This window comes from Prolixibacteraceae bacterium (assembly GCA_019720755.1).
Taxonomy (GTDB): domain Bacteria; phylum Bacteroidota; class Bacteroidia; order Bacteroidales; family Prolixibacteraceae; genus Halosquirtibacter; species Halosquirtibacter laminarini.
This window is the reverse complement of sequence record CP081303.1, coordinates 3658622-3678604: the sequence shown is the minus strand read 5'-3', so window position 1 is coordinate 3678604 and position 19983 is coordinate 3658622. Positions and strand designations below refer to the sequence as shown.

Annotated in this window: 10 protein-coding genes and 4 tRNA genes; 3 read left to right on the top strand and 11 right to left on the bottom strand. The window is 37.1% G+C overall.

All coding sequences use genetic code 11. The features are described 5' to 3' along the window. Positions 1–440 precede the first annotated feature (440 nt). From K4L44_14560 to K4L44_14515, 10 genes are all read right to left on the bottom strand, one after another. Positions 441–1199, bottom strand: coding sequence for a LytTR family DNA-binding domain-containing protein (locus K4L44_14560; protein QZE13767.1), 759 nt, complete (start codon positions 1197–1199; stop codon positions 441–443). Then, positions 1196–2251 (bottom strand): histidine kinase, encoded by a 1056-nt coding sequence (locus tag K4L44_14555; GenBank protein QZE13766.1) that lies wholly within the window; start codon positions 2249–2251, stop codon positions 1196–1198. Before K4L44_14555 ends, K4L44_14560 begins: the two co-directional genes overlap by 4 nt. A 462-nt stretch (positions 2252–2713) precedes the next feature. After that, positions 2714–5785, bottom strand: coding sequence for an efflux RND transporter permease subunit (locus tag K4L44_14550; protein ID QZE13765.1), 3072 nt, complete (start codon positions 5783–5785; stop codon positions 2714–2716). A 13-nt stretch (positions 5786–5798) separates the two neighbouring features. Then, positions 5799–6884 carry an efflux RND transporter periplasmic adaptor subunit gene (locus tag K4L44_14545; GenBank protein ID QZE13764.1) on the bottom strand — a complete coding sequence of 362 codons (1086 nt, stop codon included), beginning with the start codon at positions 6882–6884 and terminating at the stop codon, positions 5799–5801. Positions 6885–6897: 13 nt separating this feature from the next. Then, positions 6898–9204: a TolC family protein gene (locus K4L44_14540; GenBank protein QZE13763.1), complete on the bottom strand. Its 2307-nt coding sequence runs from the start codon at positions 9202–9204 to the stop codon at positions 6898–6900. A gap of 472 nt (positions 9205–9676) precedes the next feature. Then, positions 9677–10198: a PorT family protein gene (locus K4L44_14535; GenBank protein QZE13762.1), complete on the bottom strand. Its 522-nt coding sequence runs from the start codon at positions 10196–10198 to the stop codon at positions 9677–9679. A gap of 945 nt (positions 10199–11143) precedes the next feature. Next, positions 11144–11217, bottom strand: a tRNA-Asn gene (locus tag K4L44_14530). Between the two features lie 35 nt (positions 11218–11252). Next, positions 11253–11326 (bottom strand) — tRNA-Asn (locus K4L44_14525). Between the two features lie 45 nt (positions 11327–11371). Continuing rightward, positions 11372–11445 (bottom strand) — tRNA-Asn (locus tag K4L44_14520). 35 nt (positions 11446–11480) lie between these two features. Then, positions 11481–11554: transfer RNA gene (locus K4L44_14515), tRNA-Asn, on the bottom strand. Positions 11555–11693: 139 nt separating this feature from the next. Here K4L44_14515 and K4L44_14510 point away from each other — a divergent pair. Beyond that, positions 11694–12674: an adenosine kinase gene (locus tag K4L44_14510; protein ID QZE13761.1), complete on the top strand. Its 981-nt coding sequence runs from the start codon at positions 11694–11696 to the stop codon at positions 12672–12674. 119 nt (positions 12675–12793) lie between these two features. Here the strand turns inward: K4L44_14510 and cysS are convergent, their stop codons facing one another. Further along, positions 12794–14263 (bottom strand): cysteine--tRNA ligase, encoded by a 1470-nt coding sequence (gene cysS, locus K4L44_14505; protein QZE13760.1) that lies wholly within the window; start codon positions 14261–14263, stop codon positions 12794–12796. A gap of 218 nt (positions 14264–14481) precedes the next feature. On the opposite strand from cysS, the gene K4L44_14500 reads away from it, so the two are divergent. Together K4L44_14500 and K4L44_14495 are read left to right on the top strand one after the other, a co-directional pair. Further along, positions 14482–18024 carry a tetratricopeptide repeat protein gene (locus K4L44_14500; GenBank protein ID QZE13759.1) on the top strand — a complete coding sequence of 1181 codons (3543 nt, stop codon included), beginning with the start codon at positions 14482–14484 and terminating at the stop codon, positions 18022–18024. Positions 18025–18090: 66 nt separating this feature from the next. Further along, entirely contained in the window at positions 18091–19644 is a 1554-nt protein-coding gene (locus K4L44_14495) for a PglZ domain-containing protein (GenBank protein QZE13758.1), read from the top strand. Positions 19645–19983: the final 339 nt, after the last annotated feature.

The following is a 19983-nucleotide window of genomic DNA, read 5'->3' as shown; positions in this document are numbered from 1 at the left end:
TGCATCTTGTTAATACCAGCTTTTATATGCTAATATCTTATGTGAGTATAAGATGTTGTAGTTTAGTTTATTATGAGTTTGTATCCTTCGTTTAAAACCCTTTATTTGAGTTTTTGTAGATATATTGTAGGGCTATACAACGATGTTTATTGTGTTGTATTTTTGTGTATTCCTCTTTTTAATGGTAATATTTTGTACCATTAGTTTTTAAATAGAAATATTTCATAATCAATTTTAGGAAGGGAGGGCGTGAATGTAAATCTTTAAAAGCGATTCTATTTATTTGCCTTCCATACCTCATTTTGTACTTTCTTCATTTTGAAGCAATGGAATGCCAAAGTAAAGCATTGAGTATATCACTTCTGTTCTTGTAAAATATTATCAATAAGAGATGGGGTGTTTTCTTAATTAAAAAGCAATGATTTGGTTACTTGTATTTTTTAGCTATTAAGCCATAACTTTAATTTAGTCGCTTTCTGTTTGCTTACAATTATTTCTTCATTGATATTGCAATAGGTTTTTATTTTCAACTTTCCATTGAAATAGACATTCATCTGTTTGATGGCATTCATATGCAGAATAAATTGACGATTAATACGAAAAAAAACATTTGGATCCAACTCTTTCTCAATTTGGTCTAGAGTCAATGGGATGGTGTATTTTTTATGATCTTTGGTGTAACACTTTACAGATCCTAAATCGACATAAATAGCCATGATATCTTTTACATTAATAGGCACCAAACTGTCTTTTGATTGAATAAGAAATGATTTTCTATATGATGTTTTATTCCTTCCTAGCTCTTTAACAATTTTCGTTATTATATGATCTGTGACACCGATGTTGGTGACGTTATTGAATTTTTTAAGCGATTCGAACAACTCCTCTTTTATTACGGGCTTGAGAATATAGTCGATACTGTTATGTTTAAATGCCTTGATTGCATATTGATCATAGGCTGTGATAAAAATGATTGGGACTTCTATTTTCACTTGTTCAAATATCTCAAATGAAATACCATCAGAAAGATGTATATCCATAAAAATAAGGTCTAGTTCGATCTTCGTCTCAAGAAGTGCAATGGCCTCTCTAACCGAAGTGATCATTTGAACTATTTCAATCGTCTCATCATATTCAGAAAGCATTTTCGTAAGCTGCACTTGTGCACCCCATTCATCTTCGATAATTAAAATTCTCATCTTTGGTCTATATTCTTTACGGTGGGTAGTTTTATGGTAAAATTATCATTTTTTTGAATGATAATATCTTTATTAAGAAGTATTTGACATCTTTTAGAAAGAGAAGACAGGCCATTGCCCATACTTGTCTCGATATTTCTTCTCTCATTTAGTTGGTGGGTAACTACAAGATGGTTTTTATCTAAATAGATCTCTACGATAAGTGGAAAAGAGGATGATATTTCATTATGCTTAACGGCATTCTCAATTAATGTCTGAAGAGAAAGAACAGGAACAAATCGGTTTTTAAAATCCTTAGAGTATTTGATTCTTAAAGAAAATAAGTCTGAAAAACGTATCTTTAATAATTTTTCATAACTCTCTAAGAATAGCATCTCATCTTCGATATTTACCAAATCCTTCTCCTTACTTTGTAATACATATCGATATAAACGAGATAGATGGGAAGAGAACAATATTGCTTTATCTGTATCTAATGATATCAATGCATTTAGGGTATTGAGAGAATTAAAAAGAAAATGTGGATTCATAAAACTCTTCAATTCGTTGAGTTCACTCTTTAGTTTTTCTGCCCGAAGAACCTCCTTTTCAAGTTTCGTCTCTTCTTTATCATGATAAAACATCAAGGAACGAGATATAAGAACAATCATTGTGGTCACAACACTCCATCCAAAAAATAGAGCAATAATATTAACCTTTCCAAAATTCTTCATATCGAATAGGTGTGATATGGATAGATTGAGAGATAAGATTACAATCATAATGCAGAGACTCCCTAAAATTGAGATGTAATTTTTTCGGCTGTTCCATTTAGGAGACAGTTTTTGTATAACAATTAGATTAAAAGAGAGGATGGTCCATGAAAGCATAAACATGAGAAAAAAGCCCAATAGCCATACTATAAATTCATTTGAATAGATTAAAGGGACATTCTTTTTTGTCTGTGTGGAGAATATGGATATCGTTGCCTGTATGTTTATGTAAAAAGAGAACAACAATGAGATGATCCCAATGGTTCTTTTGCTAATCAGTTGGTCTAATTTCTTTTTCATTTCGAAATTTTATATTGTCAAACAAATAGATGTTTATTAAGTGAAAACATCAGGTGTTCGTATTCTATAATTTTCGTGATACTTAGACTGTTTATCAAATATAAGGATCACGAAAAACTGTTTGTTTTCTCGTTATTGAAGATAATTTATTCTCTTAATACTCTGAAATTGTTTTTGTTATTGAATCTCATGGTGTGATAACAAATGTACTATATAATAGATGTTTTTTCTTTTTATACTACTATTTATTACTCAAAAAAACAGAAGTTATTAAAATGATGTCTTGATCATATTTTTAGAACAGAACACCGTAAAATTGTATTAAAAAAAAGAGTTTGTCCCTAACACAAGAAGGGATCAAACTCTCTATCATAAGTTTTGATGTTTTGTGTTTTGATTACATGTGGTTTGTCCCTAACACAAGAAGGGATCAAACTCTCTATCGCTGTTGTTGTTTGGAAATTAATGAATCTTATACATAGAGCAGTATACTACTGGAATAAATACCAATGTGATGATCGTTCCGAATAGCAGACCAACCATAATAGTTATAGCCATGGGTTGCCATACTTCTCCTCCGTTTACATAGAGTGGTATTAGTCCTGCCACAGTTGTTAGTGTCGATAGTATAATCGGTCTAACCCTTTGAACACAGGCTCCCATTACTGCACTTGTTTTATTTAAGACTGTTTTAGAGAGTTCAAAATCTATTCGATCGACTAAAACAATGGCGTTGTTGATTACAATACCTGCAAGAGATATCATTCCTAAAAATGCCATAAACCCGAAAGGATTGTGAAATAGATATAATCCTATCGTCATGCCGATAGCACCGAGTGGAATAGTGGCGACTATCATAATCATTTTTCGAAATGAGTTAAATTGAATAACTAAAAGGAGAAGGATACAGAAGAACGAAAATGGAATGTACTTTGCAACAGCCATCATGTTCTCTGCAGAATTTTCCTCTTCTCCACCTACTTTAAAATGGTAACCACGAGGCCATTTTTTTGCCTCTTCTTTTAGCCAAGGCTTCACCTCTTTCATAATTTTAGAGGCATTCCCATCAAAGGTTAATTCTGAAGATATTGTAATCGTTTTTAGTGTATTTTCTCGGGATATTTTAGGAAACTCCCAAGTTGGAACAACCTCTGCAACTTGCTCTAGTGGCACTGCTTTTCCTGTCTGTGCCGAAAAGACCAATAAAGTGTTTAATTCATCAACTAATTTGTCTCCTCCATTTTCCTCTTTAAGTGTGATAGGAAAGCTATTTTCTTTTTCTCTAAACTCTCCTGTATGAAAACCTATCAATGCACTACTTAATGCATTGGCGATCTCTTTATGGTTAATATTTGCATTTAAAACTTTATCTGATTTAATACGAATAATATATTTTAGACTTTTTTGCCCCCAATCATCCTTTATCGTTTTGGTCCCTTCCATTTTCTGTAGTTTTAGTTTAATTTTTTGCGCAATGGATGATAGAACATTAGGGTCTTTTCCTTGAACCTTAATCTCGATGGGGGTACCTCCTCCTCCTCCTCCCAATAAGCTAACTTTTACTTGTGCATCTGAAAATGAATTGAAACAGTAGTGATCTAATGCCTCAATAATAGCTTGATTTGATGTGAAAGAGGTGGTATTTATAAGTATATGTGCGTAATTACTATTTGCTTCGTCAGCAGTATATCCCAAGTCGTAAGAGGAGGGGCCTTTGCCAATAAAACTACTGTAAGATGTCACCCCATCTCGTTTAGAATCCTTGATAAGAAGAGAGCTGTCTATATATGCTTCAATTTTGTGAACTATATTTGTGGTCTCTTCGATCTGCACCCCTTGTGGTAGTTGAAGGTCCAACGTAACCATATTCCTATCGCTATCAGGAAAGAATACAAAAATTAGCTTCGAAAATAGAAGCATTGCAAGAAAAAATATTACCACAGTTCCAACGATTATCTTTTTTCTGTTTCTCAGGGCTTTACCTATGATACCATAATAGTTGTTTTTTAATCCTTCAAAACATTGGTCAAGAAATCTACTCCATTTTGTCTCTTTGGGATCTTTGTGAAATATTATACAGAATAATGTAATGATAGAGAGTGATACAAACCAGGATGCGATCAGTGAGATGGATATTACTAAAAAGATTGGTCCCATAATGTCTCCCATGACAGATTTTGCCATATAGAAGGAAGAGAATGCAGCCGAGGTGGTTAGTGTAGAGATCAGTAGCGGAACAATAAGCTCCGTACAAGAGCTTATTGCCGCATCCTTCACTTTCACTCCATTCTCTACCTTAACCATAATAGATTCGGCCACCACAATTCCATTATCGACCATCATTCCAAGAGCCATAATCAGTGCAGCAAGTGATATTTGATTAATTCCAATATCAAAAAGCCCCATCGTAAATATGGTGATAATAGTAACAATAGGAATCAAACTAGCGATAATCATTCCCGTACGCAATCCTAGAAAAACCAACATGACTAGAAATACGATGAGGACAGCCTGAATCAGGTTTGAGACAAAACTCGTTACTTTGTCATCAATATAGTGGTCTAAGGAAGAGACCCTAGTTATTTCGAGCCCTATAGATAGTTTCTTTGAATATTGGGCAATATATTGATCTATCTGTTGTCCTAATTTTATAATATTTGCTCCTTTCTTTAAGGAGACATGAAGTGTGATTGCTTTCTTCCCATCTACAAAGACCAGCTGTTTCGCCGGATCGATATACTGTTTCGATACTTTCGCGATATCTCTCAGATAGAGAAATCCATTCCTATTTCCAACTGGAATAAGTAGATTTCTTAACGACTCAAGGTTATCGAAATTCCCTGTTGGTTCCAGTACAACTCTGTGTTTATCCGCATGTATCATGCCTCCTGTGTTGAGGATATTGGTCGATTCGATCTGTTGTTTTAGTACTTCTAAAGAGATGGCAAAACGTTGAAGTTTTGCATTGTCATATTCAATACAAACTTGTTGTTCTTGGATCCCATTAATTTCTATCTTAGCAGCACCGTCAATCATGATGATTTGATTTTTAAGGTCTTCTGCTACCTCTTTCATCTTTTCATATTCGTAACCATCACTAGTCAATCCAATTACCAAACCGAATACTTCCCCAATACTTTCATCCTGTAATATCGGTTTGATACCTTGTGGAAGATTCGTTAGTGCGTCTAGTTTAAGACGTAGACGATCCCATACTTCTTGTAAGCGACTAGGATGTACATCCATTTTAAGCTCTACATTGACTATAGAGATCCCCATTCTAGAGGTGCTAGTTACTTTTTTTAATTCTGGAAGTTCTAACGCGACCTCCTCTATTTTATCTGTAACTAGATTTTCCACCCTCTCAGGAGATGCCCCAGGGAAAGAGGTTACAATAGAAGCAACACGGACAGTATATGGAGGCATACTGTCTCTAGATAGAGTGTTGTATGTTAATAATCCCGTAACCATCACCATGATAAGAATGGATATGACGATACGGCTTTTGTTGATTGAAATTTCTGTAAAATTCATCTGCAGTAGTGCTTTATTTTATCAGTACTTTTTGATGCTCCATTAGGGTTTGAAGACCTGCTGTGACGATCAAATCTCCTTTTTCTATACCACTTTTGATCGTGATTCCATGTCGGTGATTTTTTCCCAATACAATAGGTTTTCGTATGACAACAGCGACACTGTCATTGATTGGGTTTAGGAGATATACAAAGTGCTTGTTTTGGTCTGAAATGATGCTGGTAATAGGTAGCCTAACTTCATTATGCTGCCCCAATATATCCGTGTCTATTTTCACTTTTGCAACCATTCCCTCTCTTAATCCTTTGGGAGTTGAGTCTATTTTTATTGTTACGGGATAAAGACCTGTATTATTATCGATATTAGGTGCTATCTCACTGACGATACCTATTAACCCTTCTCTTTGGGTTGCTGGAATCTGTAATCTTAATTTAGCTCCTCTTTCTATTTTGTTAATGATTTCATCTGGAAGGTTTAAAATAACTTCTAGCTCTTCCCCTGCATTCATAGTAATCGTGGTGGTTCCTGGGGTAATATTCTCTTGGTTCTCAAATAATACCTCCGCAATTACACCATCTTGTGGTGCGACGATTGATTCATAAATGAGGTCCTCTTGTAATAATTTTAACTCTTTGGAAGCGGACAGATAGTTTGCTTTGGCACTCGATAATTTGCTCTTTGCAAGTTCTAGGTCATTCAACGAGATATGATCAAACGAGTAGAGGTTCTGAATCCTGAAAAAGTTTGATTTTGCAATTTGTAATAGTGCATAAAGACTCTCTTTGTTTGCCTTTGCCTTATCTATAGAAAGGTTTGTTTGGGTGTGATCTAAGGTGCTTAGTACTTGATTTTTCTTTACGTGATCGCCCACCTTTATATTCACTGCACTGATCGTTCCAGTTTTTCTGAAACTTAACGATTTTCTATTTGCAGCTTTTACTTTTCCAGAATAGTAGAGCTCTGTCGTATCTTGATTTAATGCTACTTTAAGAAACGAAACAGGTCGGTATATAACCTTTTTCTCCCTTGTTTCTTTGTTACATGATGTAAGTGAAAGAATTGACATGAGTGTCATTGTCAATAAGAGTATATTTTTCATTTTCTTTTTTTATTTATAGTTGAGAAAGAAATTTTTCATTCTCTTCAATTGTGTGAAGTGAGAAGAAATATCCTGTTGCATTTTCTATTTCCATCAACGAGGTGTAGTATTTTAACTTAATGATGATGCTTTGATGTTTGGTGTTGATAAAATTATTTTGTGCATCTATCACATCAATAATGGAACATTGTCCCTGTGCATAGTTTTGTTGTACCAGCTCCATCGATTTTTTACTAATCTCGATATTCGATTCTGCTAATCTGAATTTTTGAAGTTCTCCTTGTAGTGTAAACAAGCTTGAGGAGATTTTTTGTTCCAATTGTTGCCTTTGAAAAGATTCTTGTGTCTCCATCTTTTGTATCTCAATTTTGGTTTTCTTACTTTGGATATGACGTTTATTCTGATTCAGAATAGGGTAGCTCATTTTGATCCCTACTTGATACATTTGGTTTGGAATTCTTGGAAACCCCTCTTGAACAATGGATCCTTCTCCTCTTTTTAAGAATGTGTCTCCAACGACTCCATAGGCACTAATTGTCGGTATCCATTTCCCTTTAGTATATAACTTCCTCTTTTCATAAAGAGCCTCTCTTTGATGTTTAAATGCACCCATGATTGGGGTTTTAGTCCAAACATAATTAGTCAACTTGTTTTGTAGATCCAGCGTCCTTCTTTGGCTGAGAATACGACTGTTTAGTGGTTCATACTGTTTTTGAAAAAAATGTTTGTTAAGTAGTTCTGTTGCTAGTTTTATTTCTCCGCTCTCCTCGATGTTCATCTGGACTAAAAGGGTTTTTATTGCCTCTTGTAGTTTGGTCGTATTGGTTATGAGATCTTGTATTTGGCTTATTCTTTGATTCTCTAGCCTATAGGAGTCCGATTTGCTCGTTTGCCCAAATTTGTATTTCTGTTTGGCGACCTCTAGATGCTTCTCTGTTAATTGCATGTTTTGATACCCTATGGTTATCATCTCCTGTAACATTAATGCATTTAAATAGATTGACGACGTATTGTAAAGTGCCTCAATGGTTTTTATGGATAGTTTATCTTTCTCAATACTCGAAAGGTGTTTCTTTATATTTACTTGTTTGTTGATATCATAGGAGTAAATTACTTGTGACGCTTTTATCGAAGCATCTCCACTTATTTCGGACTTTTGTCCAAAAGAAGCTTTTGCCACCTTTGGGTCTAGATAATTTGTTGTAATCTCCATGCCGATCTTTGGGATATAATCACTCTTGGCTTCTTTTACATCCATCTCCGAGAGAGCAACCTCTTTCTTTGCCTCTTCAATGGTTAGATTTCCTATTAACACCTGCTGTAAAGATGCTTTTAGAGTTAAAGTAGGTTCTTCCATACTGGAGATTACGTTGTTTGTAAAGGATACATTCTCAAGCATCATTAAGGATAATGGTAGTGCCACTGCTTTGGCAGTAGGGATGTTAATATAGAGTCTCTCTTCTGGTTCGTATACTGAAGGGTATCTATTGGTCAACTCTTCTTCAATTTCAGATACAATACCAATAGCAAGTCGTTTCGAAAATTGTTGTATATTGATCTTTGGTTGGGATGTGCCCAATATCCCTTGTTGGTAATTTGTTCCTTGGGTACTAGAGAAGGTGAAAATTTTTGATCTATTTATCTCATCGATGATCGGTTGAAACTTTAGAGGATTTATATCACGAGAATTGGCAAAGTAAATGGCGTCAAATTGATTATAATCACACTGTTCTAACGTTTCTGTTCCTACTATAGGAAGGAGCTTAAATGAGAATGCCTTTTTTTTAGCAATGGAATCAAGTGATTGCTTCATTTCTGCCCCAACTATATCTTTTTTGTTTATTACAATTCCTATATTTTTAAATGGATAGAGATGATAAAATGCCTCTATATCTCTAATTGGAGAGAATTTATTCCATCGGTTGACCAACCGATTTCTGTGATTTGACTTTCGTCCTATCCCCTTGTTGTACCATCCAATTCTAGAGATGCCAGAGGTTATTGTTGGAACAGGATAGGTATTTATTTGTGATAAAATATGGAAGTTGTTGATGCCAAAAGTGAGGATTAGATCACTCTTTTGTGCTTCTTGTTTGTATTGTTTGGATGCTAATACCATATCGTTATGGCTATAACGTGTCTCATTAAATTCTAGGTCGTATTGATTTGATGCAATCTTTTCTACTTCGTCCTTAACACGCTCAATGACTGTCGTGTGATCTTTGTTGTCTGCACATATACCAATAGTGAAATGCTTTTTCCCAAAGACTAGCGGATTCACGATAAGGAAGGATATGATGGTTGCTACGAAATATCTCATTTTAATTAACAATTCAAATTTTCATGATAAATACGTCTGATAGTGAGACGAATCCTTATTTTATATTGCCAAAAGTACCGCTTTGGACTTCGTATTGTTTGAAGAATCTAGGTGAGTTATTCTTTTATGCTTATGAAATATCCTAAATCAAGAATGAAATGATTGGAGAAGATTTTGTTCTTTATTGTATCTTTTAACAATCTATGGTGTTTATAAAATGCATAGATTCAATCTTCTAAATAGAGGAAGTGGTAACGATCGCATTCTTTTCACGACACTTTACCCATACAGAAAGGTTTCGTTAGAAACCTCTCTGTATGGGTAATAGTATTTTGGGTGTTTGGAATCCTTTGTCATTCTCATTGTGAATGGACACATCGTTTTCCAAATAGTGTTCTTAATGTCTATGAAAAGTAATGGGGAATGAGTGATATCCCCATTTTATATAATCCTTCTTTATGATTTATGTCGATTAGAAGCGAAATCCAATACCTGCTTGAACTCCATGGTTGGTCATGTCGTTTTGAATATTTGTCAGACCCCATATGTATTTCACATCGAGGGTTAAAAATAGGATTTCTACACCAGCTTGGGCAAAAACATTTGTATCGTACCATTTACTAGAATTTTCAAAGAGATTATTTTTCTCTGATATTCGAACGTTGAAAGTAGCTCCTCCTGTTACAAATAACGGGCCCAATTTTGCTTTGATTCCTAATGGAACTCCTAGGTAGTGAATTGCATAATCGTGCTGATTCACACTGCCTCCTGCCTTTGTATACTCTAAACCACTTTGGAAGAACAAAAAAGGAATGATCTTGGTATCTTTGTATATCGATACAAAGTAGTTGTCTTGTGTTTCTCCAATTTTGCTTCCATCATTCTGAAAATAAGTTGCATTGTAACCTATTCTTGCTCCTAGATATTTCTCTTGTGCAACGATCGTACTAACATACATTATTGATAGGATAGCAACGAATAAAATCTTTTTCATCTATAATTTGTTTATTAATTCGTTACAAATCTATTTTATGAGCCACCTCTTTTTTGAATGAAAACTATTGAATAGTCTAATTTTATGGGGTGAAATGACTTATTAGGATGGTGAATTATTTCAGAAAAATGGACCTTCGATGCCTACTCGGAAATAACTTTACATTATGGATTCAATTAAGTGGTCGTAAATATGGTTGAAACCTTCTTCATTTGTACGTTTTGGATCGTGTCACATACTTTTTCTGACAGTGCTAAGTAATTTTTATACCTCTACCTTGGATTAGGTGGTATTTTAGGAGGACTGGTCAGAATATAGATTACTGAGCCCTTCGACAAGCTCAGGGACCTGACTAAAACAGAGGATCACAGGCGTTGTTACAACAAAATTCAACGACATATATACATCAAAAATATGGCATGAACCTATTTATTTCAAACTTGTTGTATTAACTGCAGAAACTTAATTTGGCAACTACAAATACCGTGATAACATGGTTGACAAATAATGCATGATCCTGAATAGAGATACTAATGCTTGTGCTGAATCATTTAATGCAAAAATAAAAGCTTTTAGGGCTACACATAGAGGAGTATCAGATATACCTTTTTTCCTATATCGTTTGACTAAAATATATGCTTAGTTCACCTGATATCTGGATTGATCCCAATTTTTTTAGATCCCTACTTTAAAGTAGGTTCCTTTACCCTTCGGATACCCTTCCTTTACCCTTTGGTTACTCTAAGGGTAACCAAAGGGTATGGAATGTCTATCCAAAATGTATTCAAAATGGGGAATTGGGAAGGAGTGAGTTCAATAAAAAATGATTTTTTCTAATGGAGAATGGAGGAGGATTGTTTTTACTGTGTTCTGTTTTTATGGAGGAATAAAGAGAGATGGGTATAAAACAAAAAAGTTGAAACAGATGTTTCAACTTTGAAGAAGCTCCCCAGGTAGGACTTGAACCTACGACCTACGGATTAACAGTCCGCCGCTCTAACCAACTGAGCTACTAGGGAGTTTAGTATTAAAAAAAGAGGTTCTTACAATAAAGCTCCCCAGGTAGGACTTGAACCTACGACCTACGGATTAACAGTCCGCCGCTCTAACCAACTGAGCTACTAGGGAATTTATATAGTAAGATCTTATAGAGACAAGCGTCTTTATAAGAAGCTCCCCAGGTAGGACTTGAACCTACGACCTACGGATTAACAGTCCGCCGCTCTAACCAACTGAGCTACTAGGGAGTATAAAATAAATAAAGAACAGAGCTTTAAAAAAGCTCCCCAGGTAGGACTTGAACCTACGACCTACGGATTAACAGTCCGCCGCTCTAACCAACTGAGCTACTAGGGAGTGAAACTACGTCTTGAGAAGTGTATAAACCGCCTTTGTAAAGGGGTTATGTTTTCCTCAATTGCGTGGCAAATGTAATAGCTTTTTCCGAAATCTAAAATATATTTGCAAAAAAAATAGATAAAAATATTTCAAGAAGATGAATCAAAAGAGGCAAAGCAAGGTTATTGGGATAGGAAATGCTTTAGTTGACGAGATTACATTGTTAATGGATCCTTCTGTATTACAGAAATTTAATTTAAAGAGCGGCAGCATGACTTTGGTGGATCGTATCCAATCGGATGTAATTCATCAGGAGACAAAAAAAAATAGAAAAAAAATCACCTCAGGTGGTTCCGTGTCGAATGTCATTGGTGCTTTGGCTTCGATGGGTATCAAAACAGGCTTTATCGGTGCCATCGGTTCTGATGATTTTGGTTCATTCTTTTCTCAATCACTCTCCTCGTTAGATGTGGATCTTTTCTTGAAAAAGAGAAGTGAATCAACAGGGGTCGCTATTTCGCTTGTGACACCAGACGGAGAGCGTACTTTCGCAACCCATTTGGGTGCTGCAGCTACTTTGGAAGCAGCAGATGTGCATCCCAGCTATTTTGATGGGTTCGATATCTTTATGATCGAAGGATATCTCGTTCAAAATCATGAATTAATTGCCTCTGCTGCAGCTTTGGCTCATCAATTGGGATTGAAGGTCGCGATTGATTTGGCTAGCTTTAATGTGGTAGAGGAAAATTTATCTCTTCTGAAGGGGATTGTTGTCGATTATGTAGATATTCTTTTTGCCAACGAAGAGGAGGCGCGTGCTTTTACCGATAAGATGCCAATAGAGGCTCTAGAAGAGATGTCTACTATGGTGGATACTGTCGTAGTCAAAGTAGGGGCAGAAGGGGCTTATGTGCAACATATGAAGGAGCGAGTACATATCCCAACCCTTTCGAATCAAGTAGTAGATACTACGGGGGCAGGAGACTTCTTTGCAGCTGGATTTCTATATGGGGTAGCCAATGGTTTAGAACTCTCTCGTTGTGGCTATCTAGGGGCTCTTTTGGCCTCTAAAGTGATTGCTGTTTCTGGTGCTCATTTGGAGCCAGAGATGTGGCAACAGTTAAAGCGTGAGATGTAGTTTTTTTTTAAGATAGAAAAGGCGATGAAGTGGTTTCATCGCCTTTTTTAGATATTATTTTAAAGAGGTGTCTGTGATCTCTTGAAGTTTACAGAATCTCTTTTCTGATATTTTTATCTCTATTGTATATGCCACTCCGCACCATCTTTGGTGTCTTTGATCACCAATCCAGCTGCTTTCAGTTGGTCACGTATCTTATCGGACGTTGCCCAATCTTTATTTGTTTTTGCTTCAGAACGGATATCCAAAAGCAGGTCCATTACATTGGATAGTACGTCCGCTTGTTGATCGCCTTCGATATGAGGTTGTAGCCCCAATATTTCAATAGCCAAATGGTTGAATAGCTCCTTTAGTTGATCGATATCCTTTTGTGTGGCTTTTTGTGTTCCCTCTTTGATCAAGTTAATTGTTTTAACCCCATCGAAAAGGTGTGCAATCAAAATAGGAGTATTTAAATCGTCATTGATGGCATCGTAACACTTGTTCCTTAATGCCTCGATATCTACGGTAGCGTTTTTACTTGGCGTTAAGTGTTCGATATTCTGTATGGCTTGCATCAACCTTTGATACCCTTTCTCTGCTGCTTGTAGCGCACTGTTTGAAAAGTCTAAAGGACTACGGTAGTGTGCTTGAAGAATAAAGAAACGGATCGTCATCGGATCGTATGCTTGCTCTAGCAAGGCATGCTTTCCTTCAAATAGTTGATCTAAAGTGATGAAGTTTCCTAAGGATTTGCCCATCTTTTGACCATTGATAGTGATCATGTTGTTGTGCATCCAATAATTCACATGATTGTGTCCATGACAAGCTTTGGCCTGTGCTAATTCCGCCTCGTGGTGAGGGAACATTAAGTCCATTCCGCCTCCATGAATATCAAACTGATCTCCTAGATATTTCGAGCTCATGGCAGTACACTCCGTGTGCCATCCTGGGAACCCTTCTCCCCAAGGGGAAGGCCAACGCATGATGTGTTCAGGTTGCGCATTTTTCCAAAGAGCAAAGTCTAACCCAAATCTCTTTTCACTCTGTCCATCGAGTTCACGGGTATTGACGAGCATGTCTTCGATTTTTCTACCAGAAAGCTCTCCGTAGCTATGTACCGATGCATATTTACGTACGTCAAAATATACCGAACCATTGCTAACATAGGCAAACCCTTTCTCTACTAGTTGTGATATCACCTCTATCTGTTCGATGATGTGTCCTGTGGCAGTAGGTTCAATGCTAGGTGGGAGCACATTCAAATCGTTCATGTTTTTGTGGTAGCTATTGGTGTATTGTTGTACTACCTCCATTGGCTCCAGAGCATCTAGTTTTGCTTTTTTAGCAATTTTATCTTCTCCTTCGTCCCCATCGTTTACAAGGTGTCCTACGTCGGTGATATTTCTAACATAACGTACTTTCAGTCCAAGATGCTTCAAGTAACGAAATAGAATATCAAAAGTGATAGCAGGTCGAGCATGTCCTAAGTGGGCATCTCCATAAACTGTTGGTCCGCAGACATACATTCCAACGGCACCAGGGTGTATTGGGGTGAATATCTCTTTCTTTCGCGATTGCGTATTATAAATGACAAATTTGCTGTCCATATCGTTGACAATTACTTTTAGACCTACAAAATTATAAATATTAGGGAAATAGACGTAAAAAAGGGCTATTTTCCATTCGTCCGTTTTTACCTTTTGTATCCCAAGATACTTTTCCGAATATTTGCGTAGGGCTTTTGGGTTCACTAAAACAATAAAGTATCGTTTTAGTAGTTTATTTTATGTGTATCATGATTAATTTGTGAAGTAACGCAAAACATATGTTTAAAAATAGGTTTCAAATTATTACTGTCCTTTGGACGATCTCTTCTATTGCACTGTTTGTGAGGTGTGGTACTACACACAACACAACGCTTTCTCGTCGTTTTCAAAATATGACTTCTCATTATAATGTATATTTTAATGGTAAACAGGCTTACGATGAGGGATTAGACAGGGTGAAACAAAGCTATGTGTTAGACTATAGTATTCCTCTTCCTATTTTTATTGAAGATATTCCTGAGGCTCGCAATGCTGGAATGGCAAACTTCAAAAAGGCGATTGCAAAAGCGGATAAGTTGGTGAAGAAACACTCTATCAAAGTAAAACCGAAGAAGGGTAGCGGGGATGCCGCTTTTATGAAAAGAGGGGAGTGGAACGATTGGGTGGACAATGCCACACTGCTTAAAGCCGATGCGCTTTACTGTCAAGGGAAATTGGATGATGCTATTTTTGTTTACAAAGCATTGATTCAAAAATATCCATATAGTGAGGTGATTGACCGCGCGAATCTCGGAATTGTCCGTTCCTATTTTGCTCAAGAGGAGGAGGAAGAGGCCATTGTGATACTTCAAAAATTAGAGGCAAACAAAGGATTGTCTAAAAGAGTCAGAAGAGATATTTCGCTCGTTTGGGCAAATTATCATATAACAAAGGATAATTATTCTCAGGCTATTACCCGTTTGGAAGGGGCTTTGAAGTTTCCATCCTCAGGAAGAGACAAACGTCGGTATTGGTATCTCTTGGGACAGTTGTATGCTGAGATGGGAGAGAAGGAGAAAGCTGCGGAGAACTACAAAAAGGTGTTGGGATTGAATACTCCATACCGTATGGCTTTCTATGCTAAAATTGGAATCTATGAACTTGATAATAATGGCACGGAATTAAAGAAGTCGAAAAGAATTTTAAGTCGTCTTTTGAGGGATGAGAAAAATGAAGACTTCCAAGATCGTATATATTTCGCCTTAGGAAATATCTATTGGGATCATGGAGAACAGGATCTAGCGATGGAGTACTATATGAAATCGGTATCTTTTTCTTCTACCAATCCTACCCAAAGAGTGGAGTCGTCGCTACGATTGGCAGATATCTACTTTGATCAGAAACAGTATAGAAAAAGTCAATGTTACTATGATACTGCGGTGGCAGTGATCCAGGATAGTTATCCGAATGCAAAAGAGATTCGTCGTAAGACTAAATTTTTGACTGTTCTGACCGAAAATCTTCAGATTATTGAGACTGAAGATAGTTTGCAGAATATGGCAAGTCTTCCTAAAGAGGTGCTGAATGAAAAAATTAATGGTTGGATAAAAGAGGAGCGTCGTCGTCAAAGAGAAGAGATGCTTCGTAAAGAGGCCGAACAGAAGGAGATGTCGAACAACGATTTTATTCGAAATAGAACCCAATCAGATCTCTATCGGAATAACTCTCGAACGGGAAATTCCTCTTCGGGGGGATGGTATTTTTATAATCCTTCTACTGTAGCTACTGGAAAAAGTAATTTCCAAAATATCTGGGGAAAACGAAAGTTGGCAGACAACTGGCGTCGTACCGATAAGTCGAAGATAGATACTGAGATGAACATGCAAGGGGAGGAGCAGGCAGATGACTCACAGTCTGAAGGTGCTGAAGAGAAAGAACAGAAAAAAGAGGTCGTCTTGACTCCAATAGATCGAACCTATTATACGGTGAATATACCTCGAGGCGATTCCATGCTTCTTGCTTCTGATCATAAGATTGCAGGAGCTGCCTACCGAGCTGCTCGTGTGTATGGAGAAGACTTAAGAGATATTCCAGCATCGTTGGAGATGTTTGATCTTTATATCCGTAAAACAAAAGATCGTGCATTGAAATTGACTGCGTTATATTATGCTTATGATATTGCCGATAAAAATGGAAAAACGGTCGAAGCACAAAATTATAGAAGACGCATTCTTTCGGAGTATCCAGATTCTCGAGTGGCTGCATATTTGAAAGATCCTACTGCTTTTGATGAACTCCTTGCAGCAAAACGAATGGAAGAGAAGCAGTATGCAGATGCAGTGATCGCCTTGGATAGAGCAGACTATGCTACTGCATTTGATCTAAGTTCTAAAGTGTTGGCAAATCCACAAGATACTACTTTGGTGCCCAAAGTTGCCTATATTCAAATGGTATCTCAAGGAGCACAGGAGGGAAGTATAAAATTAGAGTCTCTGATCAAAGCGTATAAAACGAACTACCCTAATTCCCCTTTGATGGCAAGAGTTGTTAAGCTTGAAGGTTTGGTAGCAGAACAGTCTTTGAAGGATTTTGCCACAATGGTGCAGAATGGATATATCCATTCAGAGATTCAAAATGGAGAGGAGATTCAGAGTGAGTTTGAGAATGAGAAATTTGAGAAGACAGAAGAGACATTCTACTATTATGTTCTTGAAGTGACTGCAAATAAGGTGATCGATCTGAATCGATTGCGTTTTGATGTGGCTCATTTTAATATCGACTTTTTCCCTGAGGATGATTTTGATGTAGATGTAGAGAAATTGAATGAGAAACGTGCTTTGGTGGTGGTAAGAAATTTTCCGAATCGCTCGTTTGCAAAGATATATTTTGATGCCATTATTCATCAGTCTAGAGTGTTTGCTTCTCTCAACGGAGCCCCTTTTAAGAATTACGTCATTAGTTCTAAGAATTATCGCACGGTGGTCGAAGAGAAGAGTTCTAGAGAGTATCAGAAGTTCTTTATGGCAAACTTCTCTACCCATATCTCGGATGTGGTTTCACAAAATAGAGTATCCGATCCGATGGCTTTGATAAAACAGATGGAGAATGAAAAACGCCAGACTAAGCCTAGTGGCAATTTTGTAGCAGTGGATACAGAGAGCGTGGTGACGCAAACGGAAGCTTCTTCTGTACAGCCTGAATCTACCACGACATCACAGACGAAAGAGATTGGTTCGGAGATATCTTCTTCAGAGGTTACAGCCTCTCAGAAGAGTGCTCCTGAAAAGGTAAATACAATGTCTACAGAGGAGATCATTAAACAGAGTCAATCTATTGGGATTCCAGAAGTGGCTGCAGCAGCTGTAGTGACTGACAAGAATACCGTCTCCAAAGAAGCTCCTGTTGCGGGGGTGGATAGTGTATCTAAACCTGCTGTTGTTCCAGCTCCTGTACCAAAGGATCTCTTTACGAAAAGAGAAGATATTCGTTTCGTGTTGATGCTCGTGACTGACAAAGAGGTGAGAACGGTGAACAAGGTGCGACAACAGATGATGTTTGTCAATATCAAGGATGTGAAACGAAGAGATCTCAAGGTGACTGCCGAGGATTATGATGCCTCTCATAGCTTGATATTTGTTCGAGGACTCCAAAATATGGCAGATGCAAAGAGGTATCTAGAGAAATTACAACAAACCCAACGCATGAAGGATGCGGTTGTTCCACTAATAGAGGATGCTTGGATGATCTCTGAAGAGAACTTACGACGCCTGCTGAAGGGGAAAGAGATGGAGTATTATCGAGCGTTCTATATAAAAGAGGGGTATCCTGTGATAAAAAAATAGCCTTTCTCTTGAGTATCCCCCCAACGATTCCTATCTTGTTGTGAAGATTATGGAAGGATTAAATGTATGGATACGATGAAAATTTTATGGGTGGATGATGAGATAGAGATGTTGAAACCACATATTATATTCTTGAATACTAAAGGATATGAGGTGGAAGAGGCTACCAACGGACACGATGCGTTGGATCTTATTCGTGATAATCACTATGATGTGGTCTTCTTAGATGAACACATGCCTGGTATAACCGGATTGCAAACGCTTCCTCTTATTAAAGAGTTGGATAGCTCTTTGCCTGTGGTGATGGTGACCAAGAGTGAAGAGGAGAATGTGATGGAGGAGGCTTTGGGGTCTAAGATTGCGGATTATTTGATTAAACCTGTTCGCCCTGCACAGATTCTTTTGTGTCTAAAAAAGGTGTTGGACAATGAGAAACTAGTCTCGCAAAATGTGACGACGAGGTATCGTGAGTCTTTTATGCAGATATCTCAAGAGATTGGGGATTGTCGTGATATAGAAGACTGGAAACGTCTTTTCGTAAAACTTGAGCAGTGGGAATTACAACTCTCAGATAGCAAGGATGATGCAATGGATGAGATTTTGTCTATGCAAAAAAGAGAGGCCAACCAAGCTTTCTTTAAATTTGTCCAGAACAACTACCACGATTGGCACGATAGCGGAATACAGAACTTCTCCCTGAATTCAGTGAATGCAATATCTAAAGGAGTATTTCCAATCTTGGATCAAGGAAAGAAGGTCTTTATGTTGGTGATAGATAACTTACGCTTCGATCATTGGCTGGCTCTGAAAGAGTTGATTCTAATGAACTATAGTGTGGTGAAAGAAGCTGTGTGTTGCAGTATCCTTCCTACCGCTACGATGTATGCAAGAAATAGTCTTTTCGCGGGTCTTACCCCAAATCAAATTGCTACGATGTATCCAGATTGCTGGGTTGGCGAAGAGGAGGATGGGTTTAAGAACCTCCATGAAGAGACCCTTCTTATGCGCCAGTGTGAACGCTATCGTAGAAAGGAGAAAGTACAGTTTATTAAGGCGTCGAATGCCCATACAGGAGGGAAGGTGATGGATCATTATGCAAAGATTACCCAAGCCGACTTCTCGGTTTTGGTGATTAACTTTATTGACATGATCTCTCATGCACGCACCGATATGGATATGATAAAAGAGCTTGCTGGCGATGAGGCTGCTTTTAGATCTTTGGCTAAGAGTTGGTTCGAGCATTCCCAGTTGAAAGGCCTTCTAGAAAAGTTGGCTTCCGAAGATATTCATGTGGTGATCACATCCGACCATGGAACGACTCGTGTGAAGAATCCTGTGAAGATCCAAGGGGAAAGAAATACCAATACCAACTTGAGATATAAGTTGGGTAGGAATTTGAAATATCCTTCTAAGGGAGTGTTTGAGGTTGGACGTCCTAATGATATTGGTTTACCTCATCCTCAAGTCTCCACCAAGTATATCTTCACAAAACCGTATGATTACTTCGTTTATAAGAACAACTATAACCAGTTTTCTGCAACCTACTTCGATACATTCCAACATGGCGGGATCTCTATGGAAGAGATGTTGATCCCATTTGTTGTGTTGAAACCTAAGTAGTGATTCGCTAAACTTATACTTTTTATAAATTATCCCTGTGAATTTATAGTTATGTAAAACTGTATATTTGACAGGGATTTTTTTAGAGCATTACCCTATTCTTGCCGTGTTTTTGAGGGTGATGTATTAACAAATATTGTGTGAATAATTGGCACTATTCTTATGTATAATAATGTGCTTTATTGTCTTTAATTATCATGTTCTAAAAGACCATTTTATGTTAAAATGATCGATTTGTAGGTGTACATAATAATGTTTAACAATATTTAACAAAATGTTTTAACACATTTTGTTCACTCCTTTTTGCTTCTTTCGATCTTTAAATGTCATAGGTTTTCT